This window comes from Candidatus Leptofilum sp. (genome assembly GCF_965223285.1).
Taxonomy (GTDB): domain Bacteria; phylum Chloroflexota; class Anaerolineae; order Promineifilales; family Promineifilaceae; genus Leptofilum.
This window is the reverse complement of the sequence record NZ_OZ244997.1, coordinates 888802-904561: the sequence shown is the minus strand read 5'-3', so window position 1 is coordinate 904561 and position 15760 is coordinate 888802. Positions and strand designations below refer to the sequence as shown.

At 50.5% G+C, this 15760-nt stretch carries 10 protein-coding genes; 5 read left to right on the top strand and 5 right to left on the bottom strand.

Annotation, left to right across the window (positions count from 1 at the left end; translation table 11 throughout):
• Positions 1 to 11: 11 nt before the first annotated feature.
• Genes ACOQPU_RS04475 through ACOQPU_RS04465 form a run of 3 tightly spaced genes read right to left on the bottom strand, consistent with a single transcriptional unit; the run spans position 12 to position 3090 of the window.
• Positions 12 to 1673 carry a S1C family serine protease gene (locus ACOQPU_RS04475; RefSeq protein ID WP_420643927.1) on the bottom strand — a complete coding sequence of 554 codons (1662 nt, stop codon included), beginning with the start codon at positions 1671 to 1673 and terminating at the stop codon, positions 12 to 14.
• A gap of 3 nt (positions 1674 to 1676) precedes the next feature.
• A complete protein-coding gene (locus tag ACOQPU_RS04470; protein ID WP_420643926.1) occupies positions 1677 to 2246 on the bottom strand; it encodes a hypothetical protein in 570 nt (189 codons plus the stop codon).
• A gap of 1 nt (position 2247) precedes the next feature.
• Positions 2248 to 3090 (bottom strand): PrsW family intramembrane metalloprotease, encoded by an 843-nt coding sequence (locus ACOQPU_RS04465; RefSeq protein ID WP_420643925.1) that lies wholly within the window; start codon positions 3088 to 3090, stop codon positions 2248 to 2250.
• Positions 3091 to 3491: 401 nt separating this feature from the next.
• Here ACOQPU_RS04465 and ACOQPU_RS04460 point away from each other — a divergent pair, with 401 nt between their 5' ends.
• The 3 genes from ACOQPU_RS04460 (at position 3492) to ACOQPU_RS04450 (ending at position 10808) form a co-directional block, all read left to right on the top strand.
• Positions 3492 to 7058, top strand: a complete 3567-nt coding sequence (locus ACOQPU_RS04460) for an Ig-like domain-containing protein (protein ID WP_420643924.1) — start codon at positions 3492 to 3494, stop codon at positions 7056 to 7058.
• A 268-nt stretch (positions 7059 to 7326) separates the two neighbouring features.
• Entirely contained in the window at positions 7327 to 9300 is a 1974-nt protein-coding gene (locus tag ACOQPU_RS04455; RefSeq protein ID WP_420643923.1) for a hypothetical protein, read from the top strand.
• A 173-nt stretch (positions 9301 to 9473) separates the two neighbouring features.
• Positions 9474 to 10808 (top strand): choice-of-anchor Q domain-containing protein, encoded by a 1335-nt coding sequence (locus ACOQPU_RS04450; RefSeq protein WP_420643922.1) that lies wholly within the window; start codon positions 9474 to 9476, stop codon positions 10806 to 10808.
• Between the two features lie 64 nt (positions 10809 to 10872).
• On the opposite strand, the gene ACOQPU_RS04445 is transcribed toward ACOQPU_RS04450, so the two are convergent.
• Positions 10873 to 11439, bottom strand: coding sequence for a GNAT family N-acetyltransferase (locus tag ACOQPU_RS04445; protein ID WP_420643921.1), 567 nt, complete (start codon positions 11437 to 11439; stop codon positions 10873 to 10875).
• A 33-nt stretch (positions 11440 to 11472) separates the two neighbouring features.
• Entirely contained in the window at positions 11473 to 11712 is a 240-nt protein-coding gene (locus ACOQPU_RS04440; protein WP_420643920.1) for a hypothetical protein, read from the bottom strand.
• Between the two features lie 57 nt (positions 11713 to 11769).
• Here ACOQPU_RS04440 and ACOQPU_RS04435 point away from each other — a divergent pair, with 57 nt between their 5' ends.
• Both ACOQPU_RS04435 and ACOQPU_RS04430 read left to right on the top strand, forming a co-directional pair.
• A complete protein-coding gene (locus ACOQPU_RS04435) occupies positions 11770 to 14421 on the top strand; it encodes a dynamin family protein (protein ID WP_420643919.1) in 2652 nt (883 codons plus the stop codon).
• Positions 14422 to 14472: 51 nt separating this feature from the next.
• Positions 14473 to 15657, top strand: coding sequence for a hypothetical protein (locus ACOQPU_RS04430; RefSeq protein WP_420643918.1), 1185 nt, complete (start codon positions 14473 to 14475; stop codon positions 15655 to 15657).
• The last annotated feature ends 103 nt before the right edge of the window (positions 15658 to 15760 follow it).

The window sequence follows — 15760 nt, the reverse complement described above, 5'->3', positions numbered from 1 at the left end:
CCACTTGCCCACTATTTACTCAGTTCCAAAGTCAAATAAATGGAATCCGGGTCTTCATCCGTGAAGGCGAGGAAGCCATCAGTGTTGTAGTAGCCAGTAAGCCCAGCCACGCCAGGATATTCCACGCCGCGCTGTAGCGGCTGCGGCAGGAAGAAGTACCCTTTCTGGTCTGTCTCGGCATAGGTATACACCTCAGCATCGGTGGGATCGTCTAGCCAGGCATCCAAATCGGTGCCGGGCTGCAAGATGAAGATGACAGCTCCGCTAAGCGGTTTACCGCTGTCCGCATCTACGATCTCGCCTTCTACCAACACGCCATCTTTGCTACCGCTGTTTGTGTTGCCTGTGTTGCCGGAATTATTGGCGGTGCTGCTGCCAACGGCCGTTTCTGCTAAACCTACAAATTCCAGCCCATCACCTGCATAAATCTCCACCGCATAATTACCATTGGGAATCGGATCGCCATAGTTGTGGAAGTAGAATGCGGTGCAGTCACCAGCTGCCCCCTCATTCCATTCAAAGACGGAGGTACTCATGATCTCTTCCCCCAACCACCAAGCCACCAAAATCTGCTGCCCATCGGTCAATCCGCTGAATTCAAAGACGGCCACGGCCAACGTTGTGTTGCTAGGGTAACTGTTTCGTGGCCCAACGGGGCATTGATCTGCATCGCTGAAATCATCTGCCCAGGTGATCAGATTAAACGTTTCCTGGCCGGTGCCGGGCACGATGTAAGGGCTGGCATAGCTGTTGCTTACTTCAGCCGCTTCCAGCATGGGCAGTGCGTAATTGATGGCGCGTAAACGGTTAATCGCCCCGCCAATCGCCTCTTGGCCAAACGAAGGGACACCAATGATTTGCCCAGCAGAATTCACACCCAAACCACCAGAATTACCGGGGGAAATAGTGGCATCTGTTTTAATCCAGGCGCGGTCGCCAACGCGGTTTTGGCTCTCGAAGCCAGCCACGTTGCCCCGGGTGAAGGTGATCGTTTCGCCGCCTGCCCCAGGGTAGCCCAAAATGCGAATCTCCTCGCCCAAGCCTATCTCGTCCGAATTACCAATTTCGACAAAGGGCAAATTTAATGACCCTAAATCGAGCGCATTGCCATTCAAATCGGCCGTTACTTTAATAACGGCGAGGTCCAGCGCACCATCAGCGGCGACGAGTTCAGCGATGTAGGTTTCGGTCGGTGGCTGGTCAGCCGATGCGCTGAGGGCTACCACAAGCTGGTCTGGCTCATCGCCAAAGAGCAACTCCGGGTCGTTGTAGAGCGTGGCTAGGCCGGGCGCAGTTGGGGCTGCGACGTGGGCATTGGTTAAAATCACGCCATCCGGTGAAACGATGGTGCCTGATCCGGTCCAAATGGTTTGGAGACGGCCGTTAATCGTCTGCTTGGCAAAAATTTGTACCGTTGCTGCTTGAAGCCGCTCAATGGGAACCACGTCACCGCTGTTTGTGTTGCCCGTATTGCCGTTGTCGTCGGGGTCGGGCGTTGGCTCCGGCTCTTGCGTCGGTTCCGGTTCATCCCCATCATCGTCGTCATCATCCCGCGTGCGGGGCGTCGGGGTTGCTTCCAAAGCAGACCCTAGCTGACAAGCCATCGCCGTAAACGAGAACAGAAGCAGCAGTAAAAAGAGCAGTTGCAAAGGGGAGTTTTGGAGTCGTTTCATGCCTTACTCTCCTGTGTTTGTCATGGATTGGGCAAATCGTTGAAACGCAGGCAGGGCATCTGCAAATGATTCGCTTTCAGCTTCTAAAGATAGAACATTGACCTGATCGCCTTCGGCAAAGTAGTAATCTAGCCCTTCAATGACGTGCGGAATGCCGGGAGAATCCAGATCAACGCGGGCAAAGCTCACCTTGTAGCCGTCGTGTCCGGCAAAAACAATTGGCTCTGCCGACAGCACGCGATAAGAGTCATCGAGCCTGGCGCGGGCCAAGTTGCGATTCTCGGCTAGTACCGCCAAATCTGGTTCGGCGGGCAGTTGGCTTACGCGGTACAGTTCATCAATCGCTAGCGGATTACGGGCCACGAAGAGCAGATCGCCTGCGCCTTCTTGCACCAGCCAGCCATTTGGCACGTCTACCGTGAGGCCGCTAACTTCAACGGTCCGGGTGGCGTTTTGCACGGCCGTTTTCACCTGCCAACCAATTAACAAACTCAAAATCAGTAATCCCACCACCAGCATTGCCGAGCGGCGTTCATGGGCCAAATTTTGTTGGGGAACGCTTACAGGGGTCATGTTAGCTACCTCCATGCACGGCTAAATCGTGCTGAATTGAGCGGGAGAGGAACCAGGTGATGACGCCAGCCAGCACGGCGGCCAAAGCCAAACCCACCCAGTTGTTTACCGCGCCCAAGCTGCCCTGGCTCAACGTGCCGCGCAGGAACACAAATAAGCTGTTCAAGCCAGCAGCAGTTATCAAACCGAGGGGCATCCACCAGAGCGGCCGTTTCTCAAACTTCATCCGCCCCAAGAAGTAGCCCACGATGCCGGCAAAACTGGCCTGCGCCAGCGTCGTGAGCACCATGCGAATCGCCCCGGAACCTAAATCAACGCCGCCAGAGCTAACCACGAAGTTGATGTTTAGCACCACCGCAAAGCCAACGGCAACGGCCGTTGTGTAAATGATGCCGTCAATGGATTCATCAAAATCATCGGCGTAATAAACAGAAAACCGAACGGCCGCATATTTGAGAAATTCCTGAATCATGCCCACAATAAAAAAGCCACCCAATAACTGCGCCCAGGCGGGGCTGCTGCTCAACCAGGCTGGTACGTCAAACACGCCCTCCACCAGGGGAATGCCCACGGCACTGGCCAGCAAGCCGCCCAAAATCACCATTTGCACGACCAGATGTTTCGGTTCCGGCTCTAATCGGTCTCGCCGATAGAAAAATGCCAGCCACACAATGGCAGGCACCAAAGCCATCACGATGCCCGTTAAAACCAGGGTTGTGGGGGTAAATTGGGGTTGGAGCCATGCTTCCAGGCCAAAAATAGCTAAAACAAACAGGATGAGCAGCACGATTGAAGCAATATCGGCTTGCCACAGGCTGCTGCGTTGTCGCCAGGGTCCACTCATAAAACATCTCCTTAAGTTTAAGGTTGTCGCCTAAGCCCATTTTAATGGAACGGCCGTTCACGTCAACCATTATTTAGCCTATCAGGGAAGGGATCCAAAAGCGATCTTGCCGAGTTCGAGAGATGGATACGCAACAAGAAATAATCAGCCTTTTTATTCATTGCATAAAATTTCACAACGTTTTTTTTATGAAGATAGTAAAAGCACACACATGTCTATAGTACCTTGGATACAAAAATCCCTCGTGTAACAATTTCCGAAAGTAGTATTTCTTAAGCTCAAACGTAAGAATTATTTATCTTACAAGGTGAATTTTTAGTAATCTCATGAACAGACACATATCCAAAACATCCAATCATAATCACATTTCCTTAGGGAGAAGAGCAATCGTAGTCTGTCTTTTGCTCGTTATCGCTTTTTTGTATGCAAATGTTTCCACAGCATTCGCCGACCTGCCACCAGAAGTTTATTATCAAGGCGTTGATACCGGTGTCAACGGTGACGATGATGGAACAGATGCCCTGCCTATTGGGTTCGATTTCACCTTTTACGGCAATACGTACGATGAATTTTATGCGGCGTCCAACGGAATGATTACCTTTGACGATTACCGTTTACAAGCCGGATGGGGAGATTGGCCACATTACGTTAACCGCAGCATTCCTAACGACAACTGGCCCAACAATTACATCGCCCCATTCTGGGATGACACCACAGCCCACAACAATCTTAATCAACGGGTTCTATACAAAACCATTGGCACTGCACCAAATCGCATGCTGGTTGTTCAATATACAAATGTGGGCTTTTACGATGATCCAACCCCACTGGGCACATTTTTTGTCATTCTTTACGAGGGCAGCAACAACATTCAGTTCCAATACCGCTATCTCATTGGCGATAATGTGCGCGCCCATGGCAATTCGGCCACAATTGGCCTTGAGAATGCAGACGGCACCGCTGGTACGCAATACGCCTTCAACACCGAAGTGCTGGAAAGTGAACAGGTCATTTTGTTCACGCCAAACGGCAATGGCACTTATGATATTTCCACAGACAGCTATGAGCCCGTTTATCTAGGTTTAGGCACCGAAGCCGCCCCAGATATTCCCATACAAACCACACCATTAAAAGGCGCAACGGTGTCTACGACGCCTACATTTTCTTGGAGTGCAGCCGAAAACGCGACGAGCTATGAAATCCGCGTGGATAACAATCCCAACATGGGCTCTTTAGAGATTCACGAAACAGGCATTACCAGCACGTCTTTTACACCGGACTCAGCTTTAGCAGAGGACACCTATTATTGGATTGTGATTGCCCATAACGCCAACGATCAGGCATGGTCACAGCAATGGAACTTTACGACAAGCAATAACCCACCGCCGCCAGAGCCCGGTGTACCCTTGCTAAATTCTCCGGAACAAGACGAAACGAACGTCTCACTGACGCCTACTTTTTCATGGCAGGCGGCTTCTGATGCGGATGAATACCAGCTAATTGTCTCTGAACAAGCTGACTTGAGTGCACCACTCATTGACCAAACGGGAATTCTCACGACCTCTTTCGATGCAACTGGGTTAACGACCGATACGGTTTATTATTGGTCGGTCATTGCCAGCAATATCACTGGGAGTACGCAATCTTCGGTTCGGAGCTTTACTTCATTTCATATTAATGTGGCACCAACGGCCGTTGACGACAATGAAACGGTCGCCGAAGACAGTGGCACAACCAGTTTTGATGTTCTGTCCAATGATTCAGACCCTGAAAACGACGCTTTGACGATTGATTCGGTTGGCACGCCCGACAGTGGCGGAACGGCCGTTATCAACAACAACCAGGTCGATTACACGCCAGCAGCCAACTTCTTCGGCACCGAGACCTTCACCTATACCATCTCCGATGGCAGCCTAAGCGATGTGGCTACTGTAACCGTAACCGTAACGGCTGAGAATGATGCGCCAACGGCCGTAAATGATAACGAAACAGTTGTTGAAGATAGCAGCACCACCAGTTTCGACGTTTTGAACAACGACAGCGATCCTGAAAATGATACTTTGACAATTGATTCGGTTGGGGCGACAGATAATGGCGGTACGGCCGTCATCAACGCAGGCCAAATTGATTACACGCCAGCAGCTAACTTTGTCGGCACAGAAACCTTTACTTACACCATCTCCGATGGCAATGGGGGCAGCGACAGCGCGACGGTGACAATCACCGTCACAGAAAGTCCCGTTAATGATGCACCAGTCGCCAATGATGATTCGGATTCGGTTGTAGAAGATAGTGGCACAACTCAAATTGATGTGCTGGCCAACGACTCAGACCCAGACGCTGGCGACACTTTGACAATTGATTCGGTTGGAGCGACGGATAATGGCGGAACGGCCGTACTCAACGCAGGCCAAATTAATTACACACCCGCAGCCAACTTCTCTGGTACCGAAACCTTCATCTACACCATCTCCGACGGCAATGGTGGCAGTGACACTGCTACCGTCACCATCACAGTAACGGCGGTAAATGATGCCCCAACGGCCGTTAGCGATTCCGAAACCGTCGCTGAGGACAGCGGCACAACCAGTTTTGACGTTTTGAGTAACGATAGCGACCCGGACAGCGACGACAACTTGGTCATTGATTCAATTGGCACGCCAGATAATGGGGGAACGGCCGTCATCAACGCAGGCCAAATCGACTACACGCCAGCGGCCAACTTCTTCGGCACAGAAACTTTCACCTACACCATCTCTGATGGCAATGGCGGCAGCGACAGCACAACGGTCACTGTAACCGTCACAAGCGAAAACGATTCCCCTACAGCAACCGATGACAGCGAAACCGTCGCTGAAGACAGCGGCACCACTGCTTTTGATGTGCTGTTCAACGACAGTGACGAAGACACGACAGACACACTCTCTATCGCCCTTGTTGGCACGCCAGATAATGGCGGAACGGCCGTCCTCAACGCAGGCCAAATTGATTACACCCCAGCAGCTAACTTCTTCGGCACAGAAACGTTCACCTACACCATCTCTGATGGCAATGGCGGCAGCGACAGCGCAACCGTCACGGTGACGGTGACAGAGGTAAATGATGTTCCCACCGCCAATGATGACAGCGATTCTCTGCTCGAAGATGGGGGAGCCATTCAAATTGATGTGTTGGCAAATGATGCGGATCCAGACGACAGCGATATTCTCTCGATTAGTTCGGTAAGCACACCAGACAACGGGGGAACGGCCGTCATCAACAACAACCAGATTGAGTACGCACCCGCTCCCACCTTCATAGGAACCGAAACCTTTACCTACACTATCAGCGACGGCCGTGGTGGGTCTGATTCAGCCCTGGTTACTATCACAATCTATGAAAGCAACAGCAATGCCGCCCCCAACGCAAATAGTGACTCACCGGAAACGCTAGAAGATTCATCAATCATCATTCATGTCTTAGACAATGATCACGATCCTAATGGTGATTTGTTATCAATCCTGGCAGTTGGTGAGGCAGAAAATGGAACGGCCGTTATTCAAGGCAACACCATCAAGTACACACCAAACCAACATTTTCACGGCTTCGACAGCATCACCTACACGGTGACTGACGGCGAATTTACCGACGTTGCCACTGTTTACATCACCGTTATTTCTGTGAACGATCTGCCACAGGCAGGGTTAGACAGTGCCACAACCAGTGCGGGTGCCAGCGTCATCATCACAGTTTTAGAGAATGATACAGACCCCGTTGAAGGCAGCCCGTTAACCATCATCTCGGTAGCGAACCCGGCACACGGCGCAGCCACAATTAACGGCACGACCATCACCTACACACCGGATAATGGCTTTGTTGGAACCGAAACTTTCACCTACACCGTGTCTGATGGCACGGATACAGTAACCGGCACTGTTGTTGTCACAGTAAATCCTTACCAATTGTTCATCCCACTTGTAACCAACTAATTTCTACTCTGTAGAGAGTACCATCACTACAAGAAAACAGACACCACCTAACAAAAAACGCGCTCGTTAGTGAGCGCGTTTTTTGTTAGTCAAACGGCCGTTTCCATTGCCCGCGTTTATCTTTAATGCATTCTCAAATCGCGCTTGAAATGTGATGAATGTCAATTGTTTGTCAAATTGACAAAAATTATAATTCTTTCGTGCCGTGCATTCCAGCGTGGGAAACGGCCGTTTTCCAGTTTACCCATCATTAAAAAGGAGTTCAACGATGAACCGCGCATATTTACTCTTTTTGGCTATCCTTGCCATATCCCTTAGCCTGATCTTTTCTCTCAAGCCAGCAACACTTCAAGCTGGCACAGCCGGGCTTAACACCCAACTCTTATCAGATCATTCCCTAACAGAAGCTGACACCATTTTTAATATCTATGGGTATGGCATAGATACTGCCAATAATGTTGCCCATATCTATTGGCATGAAACCGGGAATGGCAGCGAAGGCACAGACCTGTTTTACCGCCAACTGCCAGGCGGCAGCACCATTCGGCTGTCGGACCCAGCACTTTCAGAAGGTGATGTGAGTCAGGTTTGGTTTGATACGGCCGTCGCTCCAGATGGCACTTTCCACATGATTTGGCTGGAAGACACCAATTCGGCCGAAGGTGGCGATCTTTTCTATTGGAGTGCAGCAACAGGCACATTGCGCCTAAGCGACCACACCGAGACTGAAGGTTACGTCCAACCAGCCTACAACACACTCTTTATTACTTTGGACAATAACGGCAATCCTCATACTTTCTGGCATGAAGAAACTGGGACATCTGAAGGAGAAGATTTATTCTTTTGGAGCCTTGCAACTGGCACAATCCTGTTGACCGATCGTAGCCAAACAGAAGGCAATGATGTCATGTTCGGTAACCAACTTCTCATAGATGATAAGGGCACATCCCATATTATTTGGGCAGAATATGGCAATGATGGGGTGACAGACACCTATTTTTATTGGAATGAGTCTTTACCAAATCCAATCATTCTTCCACAGATTAATTATTGGGTACTGGTAGAAAATGTGGCACACATTATTTGGTTGGATATAACCGATGGCCCAATAAGTTACTGGAACTCTACAACCCAAACGATCCAACCCATTCCTTCCTCCGCTGATCTACCTGGAGGCTCTGTTCTCATTGAAGGTTTTTTAGTAGATTCTGCCGGAAATATTCACATTCTTTGGTCTAAAGATCTCTCTAATATTTGTCTAGCACATTGGGACAGCGGTTCGCAGACGACTGAAGAAGCTGTTTCAGGGGAGTCATGTAAAGGTGTGTGGCCAGTTCATTTAGACGGTTCAGATGTATTGCACGCAGTGGTTTCAGATGATCCAGGAGGAATTCGGCGCTTTCGGTATTGGAATGAAAATCTCACAAATCCTATTGACCTTCCAGTTGCAGATGTTTCAATTTATGGGTGGCTAACAGGCATTGAGGGTACGAATATAGTCCATTTCTCTTGGATAGAATTCGGTGGAACAGATGATAATTTTTTTCATTGGGATAACATAAATCAAACCACTAGTAATCTTTCTCAGTTAGCAGGGAATGACACGAGAATAAGCAGCACGGGACGCCAAGTAGAACAAAGCAGTAATGGTGAACTCTATATGTTGTGGTCTGAGCAAATCAATGCCACCGGCGGCACCCTCCAAAATCTTTATTGGAACTCAGTTATCAATACAACTCAAAATCTTTTTACAGAATTGGGCATCAGCAGCATAAATCCGGTTAACAGCGGTACAGAAAATATGAGGATGGATTTTTTGGCCAGTGGTGAGCCTTACTTCATGTGGCACGGCGTACCAAATAGCGGACCCGAAGGGTTATACCTTTGGGATAGTTCCCAAGACACCATTCATTTGGCCGGCGAAAGTTACCCATGTTCTGAAGTTGGTGGATCATACAAAAACGATTCCGACAATTTCGGGAATATTTATCTTGCCTGGCAAGATGATGCGACAAGAAACTATCATTTCTGGAGCCAAGCGACTGGTGAAGTGGCACTGAGCCAAACCGCAGCAGCAGAAACAGGGTGCCATCCTCCTGTGCTGACCGTGGCTGAGAATGGCAGTGTGTTTGTATTATGGGTCGAAGAAAGCGACATCGCTGGTGAAGGTCTAGACATTTTTGCCGGGTGGATTGAATCTACAATAAGCAAAATTTATCTACCTCTTGTCGCTAAGCCGTAGCAAAAACGCGCCTGTTGCTGGGTGTGTTAATTCTGGGAGTAAATAGATTCAAGGTGACAGCCACTTGAGGCTTGCCGACATCCAGGCAAAACCAAAAGTGAATGTCACCTGTACCCACAAGATTACTCACTCCCATGATTCTGGTTTTCAATACAAACAAATTGGAGGGTTCAATGAAACATACACGTTTACTTCTCGCTATCGCAATACCAATTATTCTTCTTAGCTTCTTTTTAACCACTCTGCAAACTAAAGCCAGCCCGTCTGCCACGTTTACCGTCAACAGCACGGTTGACGCTGTAGATGTAAATCCGGGGGATGGGGTTTGTGAAACGGCCGTGGCAAACGAATGTACTCTGCGAGCGGCCGTTATGGAAACAAACTCTCTTGTCGGAGCTGACCAAATCAATTTGCCAAGAGAAACCTACACGAGAACCATTGGAGGCATAGGTGAGGATGCTTCAGCGGGAGATCTCAATATTACAGAGGATTTGAGAATCATTGGAGAGAGTTCTACCAACACAATAATTAATGGTAATGCATTAGATCGAATATTTATTGTGAGTAATGGCGCAGAATTAGTTTTAGAAAATATTGCTATTTACAATGGCGTTTCGCCAGGAGGAGGTGGTGGGATTTTTATCGAAGAGGGCACCAATGTTACGATACTAAGTTCAAGGATAATTAGCAATTCAGCAGGCTCAGGGGGAGGGATTGCCTCCCGAGGCTTGTTAACAATTACTAACAGTTTAATAAGCAACAATATATCTGATGGCTCTGGTGGGGGTTTAGAAAATCTGTCACCGCTTTTAATGATTAGCAACTCAACTATCAGTGGAAACATTGGGTCAAGGGGAGCTGGAATTTTTACAACACACGATGGTATAGTTGAGATAGTAAATTCCACACTCAGTCACAATTTTTCAGATGGGGAAGGAGGAGCCATAACAAATCTGGGGCCAACCATGTCCCTAACGAATGTTACAATTAGTAACAACCATGTCGATTTTCGGGGAGGTGCCATTGATAATCATAGTACATTGACAGCGACAAACAGTACAATTGTTAGTAACACCGCATCATTAAGCATCGGTGGCATTTACAATAACATAATTAATAATGGTGTCATTTACCTACAAAATACACTTGTAGCATTCAATAGCAATGGAAACTGTGGTGGAAACTCGGATGACATTATATCTCTTGGTTACAATTTGGAGGATGCAAATCTATGCAACCTAAACGCTATCGGTGATATAGTCAATCAAAATCCGCTAATTGATTCCCTAAAAAACTATGGGGGAAATACGCTGTCTCACACGCTTTTTCCTGAAAGTCCAGCAATTGATGCTGCAAATCCAAACGTTTGTCCACCAAATGATCAAAGATATTTTTCTAGACCATTTGATGGCGACAATAACGGAACGTCCATTTGCGACATCGGTGCCGTAGAGTATGGATCATCACCGATGCATTATGTTTACCTGCCTATTATAGTAAAGCCATAGGAAAAACGCGCCTTTTGCTGCAGCGCGTTGTCCTTCGTTTTCAATTTTACGGGGGTGGTGATGGCTAAACGGCCGTTTCCACCCCCACTTTTTCACTCGTCAAATCAATCTCAATCTCAGACTCTGTACCGTCCACGGTGCGCTTCATGGGGTACGGTAGCTGGTCAAACAGATACCACATCGGTTCATTGTCGTTTTGCACCAGCCCCACAACCGACTCTGCCCCGGTAATTCTTGCCAATTCCAGCACCATCGTCAGCAGCCGCCTGCCAATGCCTTGCCCCTGCCGATCGTCCCGCACCGACATGGCAATTTCGGCCTTGTTGTCAGACAACCAGACAATTCGCGCTGCGCCCACAGCCACCTCCCCTTCTCCCGGTAATTCGGAAAAAGCGATGAGTCCTAGCTGCTCTTCGGGAACGGCCGTTGCAATCTTCTTGGCCTCATCCCAAACTTGGTCCGGCGTCACATCATCCATTGGCTGATGGAATCGACGGTAGCGGCTTTCAGCCCCCATATGCTCAAACAAATCCACCAGATGGGCGGCGTCCTTTTGGCGCAGCAAACGCACCCAAACAGGCAGGCCATCCTTGGACAAAAATCGTTTTGCTAATTGTGTTGCTCCCATCATCACAATTCACCTCCAGATTTATAACGCGCTGCGTTATAAAATGAAAGAGTAGCACACAAACACGGCAAAATCAATAAGCAACAGGTAAGAATCGTATTCCGTTTTCACCTCCAAGAAACATTGGCAAACGGCCGTTTTCAAAACCGTGCAACCTTTCCCCCACCCCTGCGTATAAACCAATATACCGCCACATTGTGGGTCTTTGTACGCCTGTGGCACCAAATAGAAATCAACATCCAGCAGCACACGCAAGCTACTAATCTGTAAGCGCAATCTGCGCCAATCTGCGAAATCTGTGGATAAAAATTTGCAAGGAAGGTATAAGCAAACATGAGCCCGAAAAAGAAAACTGACAAATATCAAGACCTCAAAGTTTCCCTGGAAACACTCCCCCATATAAGTCCTGCCCAAGTTGAGCACTGGATTCATATGCAAAAAGTGATCGACCAAACGCGCGACTATCTCATCCGCGCCGTGCCGCAAGCACAGCAAAGCGTCGATGAAGCGCAAAAGATTCTCGCCCAGCGCACCTACACCCTCGTCTTTTTTGGCGGCACAGGCGTGGGCAAAAGCACCCTCATCAATGGCTTATTAGGGCGCAATTTACTACCAACCGGGGCGGTTACGGCCGTTACCGGCACTATCGTCTACATCGAGCAAGCCGACGAAGGCGAAGCTGAATCCCTCGTCCTCACCTACTGGACACAGGACGAGTTTGCCCAGCGCGTCCGCCGCCTCTGCCAACTGGCCGAGATTGACGGCTTCGACATTATCAACGACGGCGAACGTGAGCAAGCCCGCGAAGCCATCGAACAAATCATGGAAGACAGCTCCGACAACGCCAAAACCGAGCGGGATGAATATCTAGAAATCCTCATCGACTGCATCGACTCCTACGAACACAACAAATCGATGTACGCCGAAGGCCCGCCCGCACCGCGCAGCCTGGCGTTGGACAATGAAGATTCCCTCAAGCATCTGCGCGAGGATGGCTTCAAGGGCAGCCAGCAGCGTCAAATTCGGCTTATTAAATCCGCTACCTTCAAAATTCAACCCAAAAATGGTCAAGATAGCCTGCTCATGAACGGCTACCTGCGCATCGTCGATGTGCCCGGTTTGGGCGCAGGGATGAAGCTGCATGAAGCCATCACCCTAGAAGAAATGAAGCGTGAAGACGCCATGATCGTCCTCGTCACCGACGCCGGGCGACAGCGCGTGGATGAGCTGAAATCACTTTCCGCTGTTAACTGGATTAAAGAAAATCGTCTCTTTGGCCTAACTGGCGGCGATTTGGATGAAGCCGCCAGTAAAATCTTCCTGGCCGTCAACGGCGGCAACGTGCGGCAGGCCTTCGACCGCCTCAACTCTGGCCTGCCAGAGGCAGAACTGGAAGTGAAAGAAGTTACTCGCTACATCGCCCCCAACTATTGGGAACGGTACCGGGATCGCGGCAATAATCGGCCGTATTTCTTAGTGATGGCGCCGCCTGCCTTGTACGTACAAGACCCGGACAACGCCCCAGAGGAATTCGCCAGTGAAACAGAGCGGATTCTCAAAGTATTCCGTGACCAACTGGGCCAGGTCAATGCCAAAGACCCGCTCGACCCAGAAACGGCCGAATCCCTCCTAAACTTGAGCGAAGTGCCATTACTGCGCGAAAAGCTGATCACCTTCATTAAAACCGAGCGCGTTCGCAGCCAGCTTCGTGAAGCGGCGACCCGCATTCGCAACAGCCTGCAAGCCCTGCGCTTCTACTACGAAAAACAGCTAGCCCATCGCGGCGTGCATCCGCCTTTTGCCAACAGCTGGGAGCAGCTACAAGAGCGCCGTTTTGAAAACGTGCTGATTCGTCAGCAAAAAGAGCTGCCGCGCGCCTTCCACAACGCTTTGCTAGAGCTAAACAATCGCACCAACAGCGACGCTCGCTTCCGCAACGTCCTGCGCCCCACCCTCAACGGCATCAAAGGGATGGTGCAAGATGCAATTCAGCGTGAAGTAGAAACCCTGCTGGAAAATTACGGCACCGAATATTGGGATGACCGGGACGTGACCTACGACAACCTGATTTGGGGAACCAGCGGCATCGAAATTCCCATCAAGCGCATCCTGTTCCAGGTTGAGCTAATCATGCAGGATTCCGTCTCCAAATTTATGCCCGAAGCGGCCGAAATCATCGCCGCTGAGTTGGAACGTACTCTGGAAGCCCACGAGATTCACAGCCGACTGCGCCGCGCTGCATACGAACAAGAGTACAGCTACGCCATTCCCGGCGAAACGGCCGATGGCCTCAACCTCGACGAAGCGTTCAACGTCCTAGTCGCGCGGGTTGGTCGAAACTTCCGCCACGTGTGCCAGCAAGCGACCATGTACGAGCTGATGAAGCCAGAACGATCTGTCCATCACCGGCTGGATGCAGGCGAACGCGAACTGTCGCTGAACACCAACGAACGACTGCTTGATGTGGCCTTGCATGGCGTCGAATCCGTGCGCCGCGAGATGGCCGTCAACGCACCCGCACCCAACAGCACGCAACAGGTGGCCGAAGCAGTTGCCGAGGAACCGGAAATCAACATTTCCATTCTGGATGAGCCTGCCCAACCCGCCGATGATCTGGGCATCAGCCTGATCGGCGAAGCTGGCGCAGAAACATCCCAGGCTGATTTGGAAATGAGCTACGCCGACAAGCTGGACAACGTGGCCGTCAAGGTCAATCGCATCTTTGGCGAGATTCTCAACGACTTGTTCAACGATGATGACCTGCTGCCCCGGCTGCGCCGCCTCTTCTGGCTGGAAGCCACCAAGGCCGAGCGGGACTTCAACACCCACATCGTCAAACCGATGCTGAAACAGCACGACCGCAATCTGCAAAAACCGGAACTGCGTGAAGCGATGGAGATGGATTTGGAAAACGTCTCTGACCTTGAAGAGCTAATGCGCGTTTGGGACGGTCTACACAAGCTGGAAACCAGCCTAGCTATCTAAAAAACTCAGGTAGGGGCGGTTCGCGAACCGCCCCTACGACAGGAACGTCAGATGACAGACCTTTTACTCAAACAACTCGATGATGCCCTTCTGCCTGTTTTCGCGGTGCAACTCACAGAATGGCTTGTAGCCGACTTGAACAAAAGCGAAGAGCCTGTACCGGATTTCACGGAATCGCGGGCAAAGGCATTGCTGCGCGCTGCTGGCGTGGTCGATGATCCCACCCTGCATGATTTTGCACGATTGGTGGCTGGGGGTGGCACGGCCGTTCGCCTCGCCCTCCACGACTTACTCACTGAAACTGGATTGGCTGAAAACGAAGAAGCAGCCGCATTATTAACCGCTAGTACCGCTATTTCCAACTCCGATACTACTGTTTCCTGGCTGTCACTATCCATCGCCGCCCACGCCTGGAAAAGCGAGTATCCGCTCTACCAGCTTGATCCTGCTTCACCACCAAGCGAGTACAGCCCGGCAGGGCAACTAGTAAAGCGTGCGGCCACGTTTTTGCGACACCAAATTCAGCGCAGCGCCACCGAGCGAGACAAATTAGGCAAGAAGTTAGCCCATACTCCAGGTGACGGCACGCCCAATCTGGAAACGATGGCCGATGGGCAACCAATCGCACCCGTGCCACCTCACTTCCGCCCGCCAATTCCGGTGAACTATCCAGAAGTAGCGCGTGAAACGCTGCAAATTGGCGAAAATGAGGAAGCGGCTACGCCAAACACCGTCACGCGCAACGCGCCGCTCACCATCACCAACGATGATATTCCCGGCGAAACCCAACAACCAGTGCGTATGCCAGAAATTCGCATTCGCGCGGATCAGGTGCCGCCAAGGCGACAAGCGCGTTCGGCGCAGCCCCGACCACAATCAGGCCGAAGCAGTAGTGGCAATTTGGGAACGGCCGTGCGCCAGCGATTCAGCCGTGACAAAGAGCCACTGCGCAGCACCAAGCTGCGCGTTATCGTGCAAGATGTGCAGGATGGCCCCGGACTATACGGCATTCAGGTGCAGGTGCGCTGCCAGGGGATAAAGGCTCATGTGGCTGGCACCACCAACCGGGATGGCGTTTTTCTATGCGAGCTACCCGTGCGCGTCCACTCCGGTCTCACCTACGACGTGGACATCACCTGGCCCCGCGACCTGGGTGGCGAGGTGGAGCGCAAATCTGTGACGCTGAATGTGGATCGTACGGAGTTCAAGCTACCTTTTTTCCGGCGACTTTCCTAAAAAACAAATCACGAATTTGACGAATAAACAAATGACACCAATAAAATATTGGTGCCATTCGTCCAATTCGCTTCATTCGTGTTCAACACATTGACAATCATAA

What these genes read in the sequence shown, in the direction of transcription:
- ACOQPU_RS04455 (WP_420643923.1), top strand. Translation starts at nt 7,327, where the DNA reads ATGAACCGCGCATATTTACTCTTTTTGGCTATCCTTGCCATATCCCTT.
- ACOQPU_RS04445 (WP_420643921.1), bottom strand. Translation starts at nt 11,439, where the DNA reads ATGATGGGAGCAACACAATTAGCAAAACGATTTTTGTCCAAGGATGGC.
- ACOQPU_RS04435 (WP_420643919.1), top strand. Translation starts at nt 11,770, where the DNA reads ATGAGCCCGAAAAAGAAAACTGACAAATATCAAGACCTCAAAGTTTCC.
- ACOQPU_RS04475 (WP_420643927.1), bottom strand. Translation starts at nt 1,673, where the DNA reads ATGAAACGACTCCAAAACTCCCCTTTGCAACTGCTCTTTTTACTGCTG.
- ACOQPU_RS04470 (WP_420643926.1), bottom strand. Translation starts at nt 2,246, where the DNA reads ATGACCCCTGTAAGCGTTCCCCAACAAAATTTGGCCCATGAACGCCGC.
- ACOQPU_RS04450 (WP_420643922.1), top strand. Translation starts at nt 9,474, where the DNA reads ATGAAACATACACGTTTACTTCTCGCTATCGCAATACCAATTATTCTT.
- ACOQPU_RS04430 (WP_420643918.1), top strand. Translation starts at nt 14,473, where the DNA reads ATGACAGACCTTTTACTCAAACAACTCGATGATGCCCTTCTGCCTGTT.
- ACOQPU_RS04465 (WP_420643925.1), bottom strand. Translation starts at nt 3,090, where the DNA reads ATGAGTGGACCCTGGCGACAACGCAGCAGCCTGTGGCAAGCCGATATT.